A 17,523-nucleotide genomic window follows, 5' to 3' on the forward strand; every position below is an offset into this window, starting at 1 on the left:
TCCATCACATGACCGGACAGTGATCACCGGGAGGTTTTCGATGACTCTGGTGCAGCCGCAACGAGTCTCCGGCGGCGACTCCGAACATGGCCATCTCGACGAGTTCCGGATGGACCCGATCGCGCTGATGCGCCGGGTTCGGGAGGAATGCGGCGATGTCGGCGCATTCGAACTCGCGGGCAAGCGGGTGATCCTGCTGACCGGGGCCGAGGCCAACGAATTCTTCTTCCGGGCCGGCGACGAGGAGCTGGATCAGGGGGCCGCCTATCCGTTCATGAAACCGATATTCGGCGACGGCGTCGTCTTCGACGCCAGCCCGGAACGTCGTAAGGAAATGCTGCACAACCAGGCGTTACGCGGCGACCAGATGCGCGGGCACGCCGCGACGATCGCCGCCGAGGTCGACAAAATGGTGGCGAACTGGGGTGATTCCGGGGAAATAGATCTGCTCGATTTCTTCGCCGAACTGACCATTTACACCTCCTCGGCCTGCCTGATCGGGGTGAAATTCCGCAATCAGCTCGACGGCCGTTTCGCCCAGCTCTATCACGATCTCGAACGCGGCACCGACGCCCTCGCCTACGTCGATCCGTACGCGCCGATCGAGAGTTTTCGCCGCCGCGACGCCGCCCGCAGCGAGCTGGTCGCGCTGGTGCAGGAGATCATGGACACCCGCGCGGCGAATCCGCCTGCCGAATCCGGTGACCGCGACATGCTCGATGTGCTGGTGTCGGTACCCGGCGAGGACGGTAAGCCGCGGTTCAGTGCCAGCGAGATCACCGGCATCTTCATCTCGATGATGTTCGCCGGACATCACACCACCTCGGGTACGGCGGCGTGGAGTGTCATCGAATTGCTGCGCCATCCCGAGCAGCTACAGAAGGTGGTGGCCGAGCTCGACGATCTCTACAGCGACGGTTCCGATATCAGTTTCGGTGCGTTGCGCCAGATTCCGCAGCTCGAGGCGGTGCTGAAGGAGACGCTGCGGCTGCATCCGCCGCTGATCATCCTGATGCGGGTGGCGCGCGACGAATTCGATGTGTGCGGCAGCCGGATCGAACCCGGCGATATGGTGGCCGCGACACCTGCGATTTCGAATCGGATCGCCGAGGATTTCCCGAATCCCGATGCTTTCGACCCGGGCCGCTATATCGACCCGAACCAGGAAGACATCCTCAACCGGTGGACCTGGATCCCGTTCGGCGCAGGCCGCCACCGCTGCGTCGGCGCGGCATTCGCCCTGATGCAGTTGAAGGCCATCTTCTCGATCCTGCTGCGGGATTGGGAGTTCGAGATGGGGCTGCCATCGCAGGATTACCGCAACGATCACAGCAAGATGGTGGTGCAGCTACAGCAGCCGTGCACGGTGCGTTACCGCAGGCGACGGAAATGAGACATGGGGTCCGCCCGGTGAGCGGACCCCATCAGCAGTCGGTCAGAGCAGCGCTTCGACAGCCGCCACCAACGCCGCATCGTCCGGTGTGGTGCGCGGCCGGAACCGGCCCGCCACCGCGCCGTCGCGGCCGATCAGGAACTTCTCGAAATTCCACTGGATATCGCCCGCCGCGCCCTCGGCGTCGGCGGTCTCGACCAGGGGCTGGTAGAGCGCGTGCCGGTCGTCGCCATTGACGTCGACCTTCTCCAGCAGCGGAAAGTCCACGCCGTAGGTCATCGAGCAGAACTGCTGGATCTCCTCCGCGGTGCCCGGTTCCTGGCCCATGAACTGATTGCACGGCACACCGATGACGCTGAATCCGCGATCGCCGTAGCTCTTCTGCAGTTCGACCAGGCCCGAATACTGCGGGGTCAACCCGCATTTGGACGCCACGTTCACCAGCAGCACGACGCGATCTCCGACCAGACCGGCAAGCGTGGACGGCTCACCGGAGAGGGTACGCACCGGAATGTCTCGAACGTTCACTCGTATCGCACCTGCCAATTCTTGATTCCGTTGATCCACCCCGAGCGCAACCGTACCGGATCGGCGAGGGACCGCAGGGCGGGCATCGCATCGGCGATGGCGTTGAACATGAGGTCGATTTCCAGCTTGGCCAGATTGGCCCCGACACAGTAGTGGGTGCCGGTTCCGCCGAATCCGACGTGTGGATTGGGATCGCGCAGGATGTCGAAGGTGAACGGGTCGGCGAAGCCGTCTTCGTCGAAGTTGGCGGAACTGTAGAACAGGCCGAGGCGCTGGCCCGTGGTGATGCGCTGTCCACCCAGGGTCAGGTCTTCGGTGGCGGTGCGTTGGAAGGCGGTCACCGGGGTGGCCCAGCGCACGATCTCGTCGGGTGCGGTGCGTGGGCGTTGCTGTTTGTACAGCTCCCACTGTTCGGGATTGTCCACGAACGCTTTCATGCCGTGGGTGATCGCATTGCGGGTGGTTTCATTGCCTGCGACGGCGAGCAGGATGACGAAGAACCCGAATTCGTCGGAGCCGAGACCTTCACCGTCGATATCGGCATTGACCAGCTGGGTGACGATGTCGTCGACCGGATTCGCCCGCCGCTGTTCGGCCATATTCCAGGCGTAGCCGAGGATTTCCGCCGAGGCCATGGTGGCATCGCCGTACTCGGGATCGTCGTAGTTGAGCATCTGGTTCGACCAGTCGAACAGTTTGCGCCGGTCGTCCTGCGGCACACCGAGCAGTTCGGCGATCGCCTGTAACGGCAGCTCGCACGCGACCTGGGTGACGAAATCACCGCTGCCGGTCTTCTTGGCCTCGTGCACGATCTTTGCGGCACGTTCGGTCAGCGCGGCGCGCAGTCCTTCGACCGCACGCGGAGTGAACCCCTTGGAAATGATCCGGCGAATCTTGGAATGTTTCGGCGGGTCCATGTTCACCAGCAGCGCACCGGTCACCGACATCTGCTCCGGGGTGATGTCGCCGGGCAACCGGATGATGGCGCCTTTGTCCTGCGAGGAGTACAACTCCGGGTTACGCGAGATCTCCTTGATATCGGCCAGTTTGCTGACCACCCAGAAGCCGCCGTCGCGGAAACCACCCGAGGTGTCGTCGGATTGGGCATTCCACCACACCGGCGCGGTCCGGCGTAGCAGCGCGAATTCTTCGACCGGACTGCGCTCGGCCCATAGTGCGGGGTCGGTGAAATCGAATCCGGGAGGCAATGTCGATGTCATGGGGGTGTCCTTTCTGGAATCGCTCACACGACCGTGAGGGGCAGCGGAATGCCACGATCGCTGAAGGCGAAGCCCGCACCGGTACTGACCTTGGCGATCGCCACCTCGATCGCCTCCCGGAACGGCTCGTCGGCCTGCGCGATCGTCACGGTCCATTCGCCATCGGCGGTACTGACCTCGTCCACGTGGAAACACGGGTTCACCCCGCGCACCATGGCGTCCAGCGGTTGGGTGTGCTCGGCATCGATCAGCACCGGCCACGCACCATCGCTGACGGCGTCGCTGCGGCGTGGAAAATGCAGACGCACCGTGGTGTCACTCGCCTCGACCCGAATACCGGTGTACGGCAGCGGATTGAATGCCGGGTGCAGCCGCAGCACTTCGGCCAGCGCCGCGCGATCGGTGCCGACCCCGAGCGCATCGCGCAGCCGCTCGGAGGTGAGCCCGGCAATACCCGCGAACTGTTTGCGCACGATGGCGGCCGCGGATTCCGGATCGGTCCGCCTGCGCACCGCGATACCGAAAGCGAGGGTGAGCAGATGATGCTGCAGGCACACCTCGTCGGCCAGCCGGATCAGGGCCGAACGAGAGAAGTCGGCGAAGCGGATATCGCTGAGCAGCGGACCGGAATAGTCGCCGCGGCCTTCATCATCGGGAACGATCGCGGACAAGACGGTGTGCGCGGCCGCCGATTCCGCCACCAGCTCCGCACCCTCCGGAGTAGGTGGCGGCGCATTGGCCGGGTCGATGGTGACCGTCCACGCGCACACCGGCGTTCGGTCGGCCGGTTCCCGCGGCGGGCGATGTACGGGCCGGACCTGCGCATGCGGATTGGTGGCCAGTGCGGTGGCATCAAACGTGGGGTCTTCGATGTCGTGGCACATGGCGACCACGAAATCGCGGCCGAGCGGCTCCACATCGGCGAGCGCACCACAGTGGTCGAGCCAGAATTCGCCGTGCCGGCCATCGTGGAGCCGGTACCTGAAATCCATGAACTGCGGCGGTGCGCCGATATCGAACTGCAAACCCTTGAAGATGGTTTCCACATCGTCGCCGGTGAAGCCGAGCGCTCGCTGCATGCGGCGGGTGTAGACCGGGCTGGCCAGCTGCCATTCGGTGATGGCCACCTCGGTCATGCCTTCACGGCCGAAAGCTCCGATGGTGTGCGCCATTCCGGAGCGGTCGATCAGATGCCCGCACAGCAGCAGTTCGGGCAGCAGCGTCGCCAAGGTATCCCGGGAAAGGCCCACATAGTTGCTCACTGGTTCGGACATGGCATCACCACAGCGGGACAGGAGATTCGCCGACGCGGTACCAGCCCGGCAACGGCTCGCCCGATACCGAACGCTGGATGCGTTTCTGCATACCGTCGGTCAGCACGTTCTTCTGGATCATCTCCACGAACAGGTTCGACACATTGCCGAAATCGAAGAAGTCGCGCTGCCACGACCATTGGAAATCGCCGCCGTAGCGGAACCAGCTGCCGCCGATACCTTCCGGACTGTAGTTGCGGCCATCTTCCCGGGTGACCTCGGCGAGCTGCTTCCACAGGCCGATGACGTTGCCGGACCGTTCATCGATGACGAACTCCTGGTACGGATAGGTCCACCCCTCCAGTCCCTGCATCTCCTGCACCAGCGCCAGATCACGGATCTCGTCGCGCCCGACCGCCATGAATTCCTGGGTTGGCCCGTAGTTCCAGCCGTAGGTGGCGTCCTCGGTGTACATCTCGGCCAGCGGGGCCCAGTCACCTTTGTCCTCGCAGTCCCGGTTCGCCTCCACCCAGCGCCGCACCATTTCGTCGAGTTCCGCGCGGTCGAAACCTGCCATCACCGTCTACCTTCCTGCGATTTCCCGGCTCCGCTCGGCGCGGAATCGGCGTCCGCGTCGTCGATGATCGACAACGCCTGGGTCGGGCAGTAGCGCACTGCCCGTTCGATATCGGGGCGGGCGGCGGCATCCGGGGTCTCGTCCAGGACTTCCGCCTGCCCACGTTTGGGCACCGTGAATACATCCGGGGCTTCGTCCTGGCAGACCGCATGCCCCTGGCACAGATCCAGATCCACCCGGATTCTCACCGCTCGCCTCCTTCTGGTTCGCGGTGCGCGGTGCGCCGTTCCCGCAGCGGCGCTTCGGGCTGAACCTCGACCGACACCAGATGCGAGCCGCGCGGTGTGGTCACCACCGCGACCACCGCGGCGGCCAGATCGGATGCCCGCAGCATGTACGGGTGCCGGGCGAATCCCCAGTCCTTCCAGTCCTCGAGCAGTGGGCCGACCACCTCGGGTGTCGAGTTCATGCCCATACCGGTGAGCGTCGGCCCCGGACGGACCATGGAGGCGCGGATGCCGCTGCCCTCCAACTCCATCCGCAACTGGGTAACCATGTTCTCCAACCCGGCCTTGGCCGCACTGTAGGCACCGGTCCGCGGCCGAGGCGCGGGCGCGCAGTCGGAGGTGATCAGCACCAGGTCGCCACGTTGGCGTTCGACCATCCCCGGCAGCACGCGATGCACCAGTCGATGCGCACCGATCAGGTGGACCTGCACCTGTAGGGCGAACCGTTCCGGGGCCATCTCCTCGACCAGCGAGAAGTCGATATCCCCGGCGCCGGACACCAGGATCTCGGCCGGTCCGTGCGCGTGTTCGCCGGCCCGGACGAATTCGTCGACCGAGGCGGTATCGGTGACGTCCAGCCGTTGCGCGAGCGCCTCACCGCCGTCGGCCCGGATCTTTCCGGCGAGCTCTTCACACAGCTCGACGCGACGGGCGCCGAGCGTCACCGGATGGCCCAGTTCGGCCAACGCGATGGCCGTCGCTGCGCCGATACCGGAGGACGCGCCCGCGATCAGGGCCGGTCGTCGGGCGGGGTGGGGTTCGAAGCGCGGCATCAGCGCACCTCCTGTCTCATGGTCTGATCGGATCGAACGAGCGCTGCGTGGTCACTCATCGGGCATGCACCGAAATCGGCAGCCGGGCGAACCCGCGCACGTTCGTCGAATGCACCCGCTCCACCCCTGCCTCGTGCACCTCGTAGGCTCGGGTCCTTGCCGCGAATTCCTCCAGAGCGACGCAGGCTTCCAGCCGTGCCAGATGGGCACCTAGGCAGAAGTGCACGCCCGCACCGAAACTCACCAGCGAACCCTTGTCGGTGCGTTCGATGCGGTAGTGATCGCCGTCGTCGAACACCGCGGAATCGCGGTTGGCCGAACCGATCACCAGCAGCACCTTCGCCCCGGCCGGGATGACGCCGCCGTGTTGCGGGATATCGACGGTCGCGGTGCGCGCGACGATCTGGCTGGAGGTGTCGTAGCGCAGGGTCTCCTCGACCCAGTCGGTGACCAGCCCCTGGTCGGCAACGACCTTGGCGTACTCCCCTGGATTGTGCGCACCCCAGTACAGCGCGTTACCCAGGAGCTTGGTGGTGGTCTCGTTGCCTGCCACGACCATCAGGAACATGAAGCCGATGATTTCCTGATCGGTCAGCCGATCGCCGTCGATCTCGGCGTCGAGCAGGGCCGAGGTCAGGTCGTCGACGGGTTGGCGTCGCCGCTGCGCGACCATCTCGGTGTAGTAGCCGATGAGCGCGACCGAGGCCTCGATCGCGCCCATCGGCACATCGAGGACGCCGTCCTCGCGGTGCACCACCAGGTCGGCGAGCCTGCGGATCTCGGCGCGATCGTCGGCGGGCACACCGAGCATCTCGGAGATGACGTCCATCGGCAGCTTGCCCGCGAATCCCTCGATCCAGTCGAACTTCTCGCCCGCGAACGCCGGTTTGAGGTGTTCGAGGGTGAGTTCGCGGATGCGGTCGGTCATCTCGGCGACCCGTTTCGGCGTGAAGCCCTTGAACACCAGCCTGCGCATCCGCATATGGCGCGGATCGTCCATGGCCAGAAACGACATCACGTGATGGGCGTGCGGCCCCCAGGCGGCGGGATCCAGCGACACCCCGTTGGCACTGGACAGGCGGGTGGCGTCGCGGAAGCCGGCGAACACATCCGCGTGCCGGGATAGCGCCCAGAAATCCAGATCGGGGTTGTAGTACAGCGGCGCCTCGTTGCGCAGCCGCTGATAGACAGGGTAGGGATCCTCGTGGAAGGCGTAGTCATAGGGATCGAAAATCAGCGGTTCCACCGATGCGGCCGTCATCGCGCCCACCTCGCATTCGATAACCAGTTCTTATCTGGGATCCGGTCACCACCATTCGGTAGAGACACATAGCTGGACATGTGTCTGGACGGTACCAGCGTCCCGCCACGTCGACAATGATTCCGGTTGTTTATCCAGCACAATCGCCGTAATCCGGAGGATTTACCGCGCCACGGCAATCGTGCCGTCGCGGCTGCGGCACCCTGCGCGAACCGCGATCGACCTAGAACAAGTTCTTGCCTAACCGAAAGAACCCGGACTATATTCCGTACACCTGTCCAGACACTTACGGAGTCAGCTATGAACAGTTTGCTGTCCGCGGACGGCGCCCCCGCGCTGATCGGCGGCACGCTGATCAGCGAGGGCGGTGCCGGCGTCTTCAGCACCGTGAATCCCGCCACCGAAGAAGTGCTCGGGCACGCCGCGAATGCCGACGCCGCCGATATGGACGCCGCCATCGCCGCCGCCAGGCGCGCCTTCGACGACACCGACTGGTCCCGCGATCACGCCTTTCGCGCGCACTGCCTCACCCAGCTGCGCACCGCACTTCAGGAGCACGTCGAGCAGCTGCGTGAGATCACCGTCGCGGAGGCGGGCGCGCCGATCATGTTCACCCGCGGACCGCAGTTGGAAGGTCCGATCGCCGACCTGGATTTCGCGGCGAAGCTGGCCGAGACCTACAGCTGGGAAACCGATCTCGGTATCGCCGCGCCGATGGGCGTCAGCAGCCATCGGGTGCTGCGGCGTGAGGCCACCGGGGTGGTCGGCGCGATCACCCCGTGGAACTTCCCGCATCAGATCAACTTCGCCAAGCTCGGCCCCGCCCTGGCGGCAGGCAATACCGTCGTGCTCAAGCCCGCACCGGATACTCCGTGGTGCGCGGCCGCGGTCGGCCGGATCATCGCCGAGCACACCGATATCCCCGCCGGCGTGGTGAATATCGTGACCTCCGACGATCACAGCCTCGGCACCCAGCTCACGACCGACCCCCGGGTCGACATGGTCAGCTTCACCGGCTCCACCGCCACCGGCCGCGCGGTGATGACGGCGGCCGCGGCCACCATCAAGAAGACCTTCCTCGAGCTGGGCGGCAAATCGGCGTTCATCGTGCTCGATGATGCCGATATCAACGCCGCCGTCGGCGTCGCCGCGTTCTCGGTGTGCGTACACGCCGGGCAGGGCTGTGCACTGACGACCCGGCTACTGGTCCCCCGCGCCGCCTATGACCAGGCGATCCAGATCGCGGCAGCGACCATGGGCGGTATCGCCCCCGGCGATCCGACCGCACCCGGCACCGTCTGCGGCCCGCTCATCTCCGCGCGGCAACGCGACCGTGTCGAACGCTATCTCGCGATCGCCCGTGACGAAGGCGGGCGCATCGTGGTCGGCGGCGGACGCCCAGCCGGACGAGATCGCGGCTATTTCATCGAACCCACGCTGATCGCCGATGTCGCACCCGGCGCAACGGTCGCCACCGAGGAGATCTTCGGCCCGGTGCTCGTGGTGATCCCGCACGACGGCGACGACGACGCCATCCGTCTCGCCAACGACTCCCCCTACGGCCTGTCCGGCGCGGTCTGGAGCACCGATCCAGAACGGATCCGACGCGTCACCGACGGCGTGCGCACCGGAACGCTGAGCGTCAACGGCGGCGTCTGGTACGCGGCCGACGCACCGTTCGGCGGATACAAGCAGTCCGGCATCGGCCGGGAAATGGGCGTCGCCGGGTTCGAGGAGTACCTGGAGACCAAGCTCATCGCCACCGGCCGCCCCAGCTGACCCTCACCACCACCTCTCAGGAGCTCGCATCATGGTCCGTTTCACCGGAAAGTCGGCCATCGTCACCGGCGCCGCCCGCGGTATCGGCGCAGCCTACGCGCAGGCATTGGCCGCCGAAGGCGCGAATGTCGTTGTCGCCGACCGTAATACCGAACTCGGCACCGCCGTCGCGGAGAAGATCGTCGCCGACGGAGGTAAGGCGGTCTTCGCCGAGGTCGACGTCGCCGATCCCGAATCCGCCGCGGCACTGGCCGAATTCACCGTCGCCGAATTCGGCGGCATCGACCATCTGGTCAACAATGCCGCCATCTACGGCGATATGAAGCTGGATCTGCTGCTCACCGTGCCGTGGGATTACTACCAGCGGTTCATGAACGTCAACCTCAACGGCGCGCTGATCATGACGCGGGCGGTCTGGCAACATATGGCCGCGCGCGGCGGCGGGTCGATCGTCAACCAATCGTCCACCGCCGCCTGGGTGTACTCGGGTTTCTACGGCCTGGCGAAAGTGGGGGTGAACGGGCTGACCCAGCAACTGGCGTTCGAGTTGGGTGGTTCGAAGATCCGGATCAATGCCATCGCTCCAGGCCCGATTGATACCGAAGCCACCAAAACGGTGACGCCGGGTGTCATCGTCGAGGACATGATCAAGCGGTTGCCGCTCAAGCGGATGGGCACACCGGAGGACCTGGTCGGCGCCTGCCTGTATCTGCTGTCGGACGAGGCGAGCTGGGTCACCGGACAGATCTTCAATATCGACGGCGGGCAGGTGTTCCGGTCGTGAGTACCGCGACGGCCGGTGTCCGGATCGGCTTCATCGGCCTGGGGAGCATGGGCGCCCCGATGGCCAAGCAGCTGCTCGAATGGCCGGGCGGGCTCACCGTCTGCGATACCCGCGCGGAAGCCATCGCGCCCTTCGTCGACGCGGGCGCCGAGTCCGCGACATCGGCTGCCGAGCTCGCCGAGAAATGCGCCGTGGTCTCGGTGGCGGTGGTCGATGACGCGCAGGTTCGCCAGGTGGTCACCGGTCCGGGCGGCCTGCTGGAAACAGCGGCCTCCGGCACGATCATCGCCGTCCATTCGACGATCAGCGATTCCACAGCGGCCGATCTGGCCGCGCGCTGCGCCGAGCACGGAGTGGAGCTGATCGACGCACCCGTCAGCGGTGGTGCACCCGGCGCCAACCGGGGGGAGCTCGCGGTCATGGTCGGCGGCAGCGCGGCGGCCTTCGCCCGGGTGCGCGAGCCGTTCGGTTGTTTCAGCGATCTCATCGTGCACGCGGGGCCGGTGGGTGCGGGCACCCGGATGAAGCTGGCGCGCAACCTACTGCACTTCGTCGCGTTCACCGCGGTGACCGAGGCTCAGCGGCTGGCCGAAGCTGCCGGTCTCGACATCACCACGCTCGGCAAGGTCGTCCGGCATTCCGACGCCGTGACCGGCGGACCCGGCGCGATCATGCTGCGTGAGCGCACCGGACCGATCGCTGACGGCGATTTCTGGCTGCCGATCATGCGTCACGTCCGCGACCTCGGCGACAAGGATCTGTCCCTCGCGCTGGATCTCGGTGCGCGGCTCGGCGTCGACCTACCGCTGGCGGGGCTGGCGCGCGAGCATCTCGGACCGGGGCTCGGTGTGCCCGCGAACGACTCGGCGGCCACCGCCGCGGCGAAGGAGAAGTGATGAGTGAGGCAAACGGCACCGAACCAACGGTCCGCGAGCGCGGCCTGGCGAAAATGGAGGAGGTGTACGGCACCCCGTTCCAGGAGTACCCAGGCGATCATTTCGCGATGACGGCCGATCACCTGTTCGCCAACGTCTGGTCCCGGCCGGGCCTGAGCATCCGGGACCGCCGACTCGTCCTACTCGGGGCCCTCACCGCCCAGGGCCTGATGGACACCGCGGCCATCCAGATCGGCGCCGCACTGCGCAACGGTGAACTCACCGAGGAGCAACTGCACGAGATCGCCCTGTTCCTGTGCCATTACATCGGCTGGCCGACCGGCAGCAAGCTCGACATCTCGGTCAGCACGATCGCCGGCCAGCAGAGGAAGGCGGCGCGGGATAAAGAAACGTCGTCCGCCGAATCGCCGAAACCGTGAGGTCCGCCGCCGCCGGGCCACAGAGCGGGACACACCCTGGACAGGATCGGTGCGGGTCCACACCATGACTGGAATCGGCACCGTCCGCGCCGCGCTCGGCGCGCATCCACGCCGGCCGAATACGGCACCACCGTGTTCGGGCATCGGTTCGATCCGGGTGCGCAAGGCGATCGCGGCGAACCCGCGGACACGACTTGTGAGGAGCACACATCATGGCTGACACCACACCGACCACTATTCGGCCGCTGCCGGCGAGCGAGGTCACGAGCTGGGATCACACGGCCGACGTCGTCGTCGCCGGGTACGGCATCGCGGGCGTCTGTGCCGCCATCGAAGCCGCCCGCGCAGGCGCGAGCGTGCTGATTCTGGAACGCACCGGCGGTTGGGGCGGCGCGGCCGCGCTGGCGGGCGGGTTCATCTACCTCGGTGGCGGCACCCCGTTGCAGCAGGCGCTCGGCTTCGACGACAGCCCGGAGAACATGGCGAAGTTCCTGCTCGCCGCGCTCGGGCCCGGCGCGGATCGGGACAAGATCGTCGACTACTGCGACGGCAGCGTCGAACACTTCGAGTGGCTGGTGTCGTGCGGGGTGCCGTTCCGGGAGGCGTTCTGGGCCGAACCCGGCTGGGAGCCGCCGCACGACGAGGGCCTGATGTACACCGGCGGTGAGAACGCGGCGCCGTTCAACACCATCGCCGACCCCGCGCCGCGCGGTCATGTCCCGCAGATGGCCGATAAGCGCACCGGCGAGAAGGGCGGCGGCTACATGCTCATGAAGCCGCTGGCCGAGACCGCCGAAAAGCTCGGTGTCGGCGTCGAATACGACATGCGCATCCAGCGCCTAGTCGTCGACGGCGACCGGGTGGTCGGCGTGATCGCCAAACGATACGGACAGCAGGTCGCGATCCGAGCCGACCGCGGTGTGGTGCTTGCTACCGGTAGCTTCGCCTACCAGCAGCAGATGATCGAGGGGTACGCACCGCGGTTGATCGGACGGCCCGCTGCCGCCATCGAGGAGCACGACGGCATCGGCATCCGGGTGGCGCAGGCCCTCGGCGCCGAGCTGGCGCATATGGATGCCACGGAGGTGGCGTTCTTCGGCGATCCGCAGATGCTCGCGCGCGGCATCCTCGTCAACGGACGCGGTCAGCGTTATATCGCCGAGGACACCTATCCGGGCCGCATCGGCCAGGCCACGCTGATCCAGCAGGACAATCAGGCCTACCTGATCATCGGCGAGGCCGCCTACGAACAGGCGCTGACCACCGAGACCTCGACACCGTTCTTCCGCCAGCCGCCCACCTGGGCCGCCGAATCGGTCGCCGAACTCGAAGCCGATATGGGCCTGCCCGCGGGCGCGCTGACCTCGACGGTGGAGGTGTACAACCGCCACGCCGCCGAGAACGCCGATCCGCTACTCGGTAAGAAGCCGGAGTGGGTGACACCGATCGACGGGCCGGTCGCGGGCTTCGATATGCGGGGTTTCACTGCGGGATTCACCCTTGGTGGTCTGCGGACCGATCTGGACAGCCGGGTGCTGCATGTCGACGGTGCGCCCATCGCGGGTCTGTTCGCCGCGGGACGCTGCACGTCCGGAATCTGCGCAGGTGGCTACGTCAGCGGGGCCTCGCTCGGCGACGGGAGCTTCTACGGGCGCCGCGCGGGCATCGCCGCGGCCAAGAACTGAGAATGTAGTATCCAGACACATGTCCGAAGGCGATTCCATCATCCTCGAGGCGACCAGACGTCGCCTCACCGAGAAGCAGGCCGACACCGTCGACAAGCTGACCAAGGCGGCGGTGGAGGTTCTCGCGCGCGAGGGTTTCGCTGGGATGACCATCCGGATGGTCGCGGCGGCGGCCGGGGTCGGCACGGCCACCGCGTACACCTACTTCTCGTCGAAGGAACATCTGGTCGCCGAGATCTTCTGGCGGCGGTTGGCGGCGTCACCGTCGCCCGTCAGTGACGACCCGGACCCCAAGGTCCGGGTGATCGCCGAGCTCCGCAATATCGCCATGCTCGTGGCCGATGAGCAGCAGGTATCGGGCGCGGTGACCAGCGCGTTGCTCGGCCGCGATCCCGATGTGGCGCATCTGCGCGGCCGGATCGGCGGCGAGATCCGCAAGCGGATCGTGCGTGCGCTCGGCCCCGACGCCGATGACGATGTCGTCGAATCGCTGGAACTGCTGTACGCGGGCGCGCTGGTGCGTGCGGGCATGGGCTACGGCTCATACTCCGAAATCGCCGACCGCATCGAAACATCCGCGCTGCTCATCCTGCGCTGATCCTCACGAACGGAACCGACGTGCCTACCAAACGCCCACCCAATCTCGATTCGCCGCTGGTGCCGAAGTTCATGAAGTACATGTCGCGCGCGCATGTCTGGCTGTACAAGCGCAGCGGCGGCCGCATCGGCAAGAACTGGCGAATCGGCGCCGCTTTCCGTAAGCCCGCGCCGAATCTGCTGCTCGAACATCGTGGACGCAAGTCCGGCAAGCTGTTCACCACACCGCTGGTGTTCCTGGTCGACGGCGCCGACCTTGTGGTCGTCGCATCGCAGGGTGGCCTGCCGAATCATCCACAGTGGTACCGCAATCTGCTCGCCGATCCCGACGCCGCGGTGCAGATCGGCACCGAACGCAGGCTGGTGCGTGCCCACGCCGCCAACGACGCGGAGCGGGCGCGGTTGTGGCCGATGCTGCTCGACCTCTACGCCGATTTCGACAGCTACCAGTCCTGGACCGAGCGCACGATTCCGGTCGTGGTGCTCGAACCCAGGTAGGGCGACGGGAAATCCGACCGTAGTCGGATCTATCGGCCGCCTCGGCCCGATAGCGTGGGGCGGGAACGTCGACGGAAGGGGCGGGTTCACCGATGAACACGAGGACGATCGCGCGGCAGTGCACCCTGTGCGAGGCACACTGCGGAATCCTGGTCACCGTGGAGGACGAGCAGGTCACCCGCATCGAGGGCAATCGCGAGGACGTGCTGTCCAAAGGCTATATCTGCCCGAAGGCGACGGCGATGGGCGGGCTACACCACGACCCCGACCGGCTGCGCACCCCGATGCGGCGGGGCGGAGACGGTTTCGAGCCGATCGGCTGGGACGAGGCCTTCCGCGAGATCGGGCAGCGACTGCGGGCGATTCGCGCCGATCACGGACCGAGCGCCATCGGCATGTACATGGGCAACCCGGCCGCGCACAGTTCCTCCGTGCTCTACGGTGGCTTGTTGCGTGCCGCGCTGTTGACCCGCAACTTCTTCACCGCTTCCTCGATCGACCAGTTCCCGCAGGAGTTCGTGGCCTGGCGGATGTTCGGCTCCAACCTGCTCATGCCGGTGACCGATATCGATCGCACCGACCGGCTGGTGATCCTCGGCGCGAATCCGGCCGTGTCGAACGGGTCCATCACCACCATGCCGGGCGCCAAGCAACGGATCCGGGACGTCCGTGGTCGCGGTGGCACCGTCGTGGTGATCGACCCACGGCGCACGGAGACCGCACGGCTTGCCGACGAGCACGTCGCGGTGGCACCGGGCGGCGATGTGTATCTGCTACTGGGTATGTTGCACGTGCTGGTCACCGAGGGGTTGTGTGACGAACCGGCGATGCGCGAGCAGTGCACGGGCTGGGAAGCCTTGCGCCACTTGGTCGCCGACCTCACGCCGGAACTGATGGCGCCGCACTCGGGCGTCGACGCCGACACCATCCGGCGGCTGGCCCGCGAGCACGCGGCCGCGCCCTCGGCGGTGCTGTACGCCCGGATCGGTGTGTGCCAGCAGGTGACGGGCACGCTGACGCATTGGCTGGTGAACACGATCAACGTCGTCACCGGCAACCTCGATCGGGCCGGCGGTCAGATGTTCGCCACCCCGCCCATCGACGCCGCCCGCTACGGGAAGTATCTGCCGATGGGCTACGGCGCGTGGACCGACCGCTCCGGCGCGCACAAATCGTTCCGCAGCGAATTGCCTGTGGGTGTGCTGGCCGACGAGATCCTCACCGACGGCCCCGGCCAGATCAAGGCGATGATCACTTACGCGGGCAACCCGGTGCTGTCGACGCCGCAAGGTGGCCGCCTCGACGCGGCACTGTCCTCGCTCGACTACTACGTCGCCGTCGACATGTACATCACCGAGACCACGCGGCACGCCGACATCATCCTGCCGCCGGTCTCGCCGCTGGAACGCGAGGAGCTCAATTTCCTGTTCCCGCTGTTCAGCGTGCGCAACAACGCCCGCTACGACGCCAAGGTGTTCGAGCCGTCCCCCGACGCGCTCGAGGATTGGCAGATCCTGGCGCGGCTGATCACCGAAGTGGTGCCGCTGCCCGCACGCCGCCTCACCGGACGAGCTGTCAATGGCGTGTTCGCGCAGCTGAGCCCGCTTCGGTTGACGGCGGCTGCCGTGGCCACCGGCCCGTACGGCATGCTGCGCAAGGGGCGGAAGGGTATGACCATCAATCGGATTCGGGACGCTGCGGGCGGTATCGACCTGGGTCCACTGCGTCCGCGCCTGCGTCAACTCATCGGGACCGAGGACCGCAAGGTACACGTGGCGCCGCAGGACTTCCTGACCGCGGTCCGGCGGATACTCGACGAGGCGGAGTCCGGTCGCGCACTGACGACACCGGGCGAAGGCTTCGACCTCAAACTCATCGGTCGCCGCCACCTGCGCAGCAACAACTCCTGGCTGCACAACATCCCGTCGATGGTGAAGGGCCGCGACCGCTGCACCGTATTGATGCACCCCGACGATGCCACCGAACGCGGTCTCACCGACGGCGATTCGGCCACCGTCGCCTCCACGTTCGGTGCTATCGCGCTGCCGGTGGAGGTCAGCGACGACATCCGTCCCGGCGTGGTCGCCATTCCACACGGCTGGGGGCACGGCGAACCCGGCGTCGGCTGGAGCGTGGCCGCGGCGCAGCCCGGCGTCAATGTGAACCTACTGCACGACCCGTCACTCACCGACCCGCTAACCGGAGCTGCGGCGGTGAACAACACATGGGTGCGGGTGAGCCGGGTGTCGACCGAAGCGGCTCGCCCGACCGGGGAATCAGACGTGATCGCAACACCAACGTAAGTCCGGAGTGGAAGCGCTACACCTGCCGGTGCTCACCACCGCCTCCGCTGATGTGTGCCCATGCCTGACGAACTGTCGCCAACGCCGCCTCGGCCGTCACTGTCAGCCGAGTTTGACCGGCCAGCTGTGAATTCCAGTCGTGAACGCTGGGCGGCCGTTCGAAAAGATGTGGACCGGGCAACCGGTTGGTCGGTCCGTAGCGCCGATACAAATTCGCAGCTGCGTCATCGATCGCTCCGATACCGGCAAGTGCCCACATGTCCCATAGATCGCGCGGTGCACGCCGGTCGTGCCAGGTTGCGGTCTTCCCTGCCGCGAACGCAGGCAGGGTCGGCACATCCAGCGCGGCAGCTGGCGCATCGTGATAGCGCTGTTCGAGAGCGCGGCGTTCAGTCGGCCACAGGATGCGGTTATGCGACGACAGGAGCTGGACCTTGACATTCAGTCCGCCTGCCGAGCGGAGATTGGCGGCCATGGTGTCGGAGACCTCGCTGAGCGATGGCGTCCACTCGAGCCGGCCGTACAGCCGTGCGACAGCCCGTGGCAGCAGCGCATCGAGTTCCCCCGCGAGCGCAGTCCGGTTTCCGAGCGCAACCAGGTCGATGTCCTCGCTGAGCCTCCCTTCTGGGAGATGGGTGCGAGCAAGTGCCGTTCCACCGATGAAATGGAGCCGGTCGCCGAACCGATCACTGATCACCGCGAGGAGATGAGAGATGAGGTGGTCGCGTTCGACTTGTTCGGGAGATACTCCGAATATGGCTGCGACGGTGTCTCGCTCGTCATTGTTCACGGTCGCGCCCCCGCCCAGGCTTCGGCGCGACGAAGTGCGGCCGTTAGGTGTTGCTCCGTTGCCAGTTGCGCAAGCCGCTGGAGGTCGCTGCGCTGATAGAGGGTCGCGATAGCGGTGGGCACATCCGCTTCCGCGTTGCCGAGCTGTGGCCGGCGCGCAAGATCGAGCACGGTCTGTTCCGGCGTCGTTGTCAACGCGGAACCGAGGGGTGTCTCGATGCGTTCCGCGTCGAGCAGATCGGTGTCGCGCTGGACGAACCGAACCACCGCGGGGCGGTCGGTGAGCGCAATCGGCCGATGCTGGCTGGGGACCGCAACTACCGCCGTAGCCAGTCCGCGGGGAATTGCTCCGAGCACACGGGCTGCGGTGACACCCATCAGCACCGCCCGACCCGGGCCATGGATAGTCGAGGCTATACCCGCCGACACGGCTTCCAAGCCTGGCAACCAGGAACGGCCGACATACTCTTGGGGCACGACC

The 17,523-nt window shown here is 66.4% G+C and carries 18 protein-coding genes; 9 read left to right on the forward strand and 9 right to left on the reverse strand.

The genetic code is table 11. The features are described from left to right. The first annotated feature begins 40 nt into the window (after window positions 1–40). Complete coding sequence (locus GV792_RS11575) at window positions 41–1,393, forward strand: cytochrome P450 (RefSeq protein ID WP_163824072.1); 1,353 nt, start codon at window positions 41–43, stop codon at window positions 1,391–1,393. Window positions 1,394–1,435: 42 nt separating this feature from the next. On the opposite strand, the gene GV792_RS11580 is transcribed toward GV792_RS11575, so the two are convergent. The 7 genes from GV792_RS11580 to GV792_RS11610 are packed head-to-tail and all read right to left on the reverse strand — an operon-like array spanning window position 1,436 to window position 7,292. Continuing rightward, window positions 1,436–1,921: a glutathione peroxidase gene (locus tag GV792_RS11580; protein WP_163824073.1), complete on the reverse strand. Its 486-nt coding sequence runs from the start codon at window positions 1,919–1,921 to the stop codon at window positions 1,436–1,438. Further along, entirely contained in the window at window positions 1,918–3,141 is a 1,224-nt protein-coding gene (locus GV792_RS11585) for a cytochrome P450 (RefSeq protein ID WP_163824074.1), read from the reverse strand. The genes GV792_RS11580 and GV792_RS11585 overlap by 4 nt, the downstream gene beginning before the upstream one ends. 23 nt (window positions 3,142–3,164) lie before the next feature. Further along, window positions 3,165–4,415 carry a hypothetical protein gene (locus GV792_RS11590; protein WP_163824075.1) on the reverse strand — a complete coding sequence of 417 codons (1,251 nt, stop codon included), beginning with the start codon at window positions 4,413–4,415 and terminating at the stop codon, window positions 3,165–3,167. Window positions 4,416–4,419: 4 nt separating this feature from the next. After that, window positions 4,420–4,971, reverse strand: a complete 552-nt coding sequence (locus GV792_RS11595; RefSeq protein WP_163824076.1) for a nuclear transport factor 2 family protein — start codon at window positions 4,969–4,971, stop codon at window positions 4,420–4,422. Further along, a complete protein-coding gene (locus GV792_RS11600; protein ID WP_163824077.1) occupies window positions 4,971–5,219 on the reverse strand; it encodes a ferredoxin in 249 nt (82 codons plus the stop codon). Before GV792_RS11600 ends, GV792_RS11595 begins: the two co-directional genes overlap by 1 nt. After that, a complete protein-coding gene (locus GV792_RS11605; protein WP_163824078.1) occupies window positions 5,216–6,031 on the reverse strand; it encodes an SDR family oxidoreductase in 816 nt (271 codons plus the stop codon). Before GV792_RS11605 ends, GV792_RS11600 begins: the two co-directional genes overlap by 4 nt. Window positions 6,032–6,086: 55 nt before the next feature. Continuing rightward, the gene (locus tag GV792_RS11610; protein ID WP_163824079.1) at window positions 6,087–7,292 is read right to left on the reverse strand and encodes a cytochrome P450; all 1,206 of its coding nucleotides are present in this window, start codon (window positions 7,290–7,292) and stop codon (window positions 6,087–6,089) included. 300 nt (window positions 7,293–7,592) lie between these two features. On the opposite strand from GV792_RS11610, the gene GV792_RS11615 reads away from it, so the two are divergent. The 8 genes from GV792_RS11615 to GV792_RS11650 all read left to right on the forward strand — a co-directional run bounded on the left by GV792_RS11615 (window position 7,593) and on the right by GV792_RS11650 (window position 16,253). Continuing rightward, window positions 7,593–9,071: an aldehyde dehydrogenase gene (locus tag GV792_RS11615; protein ID WP_163824080.1), complete on the forward strand. Its 1,479-nt coding sequence runs from the start codon at window positions 7,593–7,595 to the stop codon at window positions 9,069–9,071. A gap of 31 nt (window positions 9,072–9,102) precedes the next feature. Next, a complete protein-coding gene (locus GV792_RS11620; protein ID WP_163824081.1) occupies window positions 9,103–9,855 on the forward strand; it encodes an SDR family oxidoreductase in 753 nt (250 codons plus the stop codon). Next, window positions 9,852–10,751 carry an NAD(P)-dependent oxidoreductase gene (locus GV792_RS11625; protein ID WP_163824082.1) on the forward strand — a complete coding sequence of 300 codons (900 nt, stop codon included), beginning with the start codon at window positions 9,852–9,854 and terminating at the stop codon, window positions 10,749–10,751. The genes GV792_RS11620 and GV792_RS11625 overlap by 4 nt, the downstream gene beginning before the upstream one ends. Next, on the forward strand, window positions 10,751–11,170 hold the full coding sequence (locus tag GV792_RS11630; RefSeq protein WP_163824083.1) for a carboxymuconolactone decarboxylase family protein: 420 nt from the start codon (window positions 10,751–10,753) through the stop codon (window positions 11,168–11,170). The genes GV792_RS11625 and GV792_RS11630 overlap by 1 nt, the downstream gene beginning before the upstream one ends. A gap of 212 nt (window positions 11,171–11,382) precedes the next feature. Beyond that, a complete protein-coding gene (locus GV792_RS11635) occupies window positions 11,383–12,855 on the forward strand; it encodes an FAD-dependent oxidoreductase (RefSeq protein ID WP_163824084.1) in 1,473 nt (490 codons plus the stop codon). 19 nt (window positions 12,856–12,874) lie between these two features. Then, complete coding sequence (locus GV792_RS11640) at window positions 12,875–13,453, forward strand: TetR/AcrR family transcriptional regulator (RefSeq protein WP_163824085.1); 579 nt, start codon at window positions 12,875–12,877, stop codon at window positions 13,451–13,453. Between the two features lie 20 nt (window positions 13,454–13,473). Next, a complete protein-coding gene (locus GV792_RS11645; protein WP_309138482.1) occupies window positions 13,474–13,950 on the forward strand; it encodes a nitroreductase family deazaflavin-dependent oxidoreductase in 477 nt (158 codons plus the stop codon). Between the two features lie 92 nt (window positions 13,951–14,042). Next, window positions 14,043–16,253: a molybdopterin oxidoreductase family protein gene (locus GV792_RS11650; protein ID WP_163824086.1), complete on the forward strand. Its 2,211-nt coding sequence runs from the start codon at window positions 14,043–14,045 to the stop codon at window positions 16,251–16,253. Window positions 16,254–16,269: 16 nt separating this feature from the next. Here the strand turns inward: GV792_RS11650 and GV792_RS11655 are convergent, their stop codons facing one another. Both GV792_RS11655 and GV792_RS30080 read right to left on the reverse strand, forming a co-directional pair. Beyond that, complete coding sequence (locus GV792_RS11655; RefSeq protein ID WP_163824087.1) at window positions 16,270–17,043, reverse strand: nucleotidyl transferase AbiEii/AbiGii toxin family protein; 774 nt, start codon at window positions 17,041–17,043, stop codon at window positions 16,270–16,272. Next, window positions 17,040–17,420: a type IV toxin-antitoxin system AbiEi family antitoxin gene (locus GV792_RS30080; RefSeq protein WP_306043989.1), complete on the reverse strand. Its 381-nt coding sequence runs from the start codon at window positions 17,418–17,420 to the stop codon at window positions 17,040–17,042. Before GV792_RS30080 ends, GV792_RS11655 begins: the two co-directional genes overlap by 4 nt. Window positions 17,421–17,523: the final 103 nt, after the last annotated feature.

The sequence above is a fragment of the Nocardia cyriacigeorgica genome, from assembly GCF_010868145.1.
Classification (GTDB): domain Bacteria; phylum Actinomycetota; class Actinomycetes; order Mycobacteriales; family Mycobacteriaceae; genus Nocardia; species Nocardia cyriacigeorgica_D.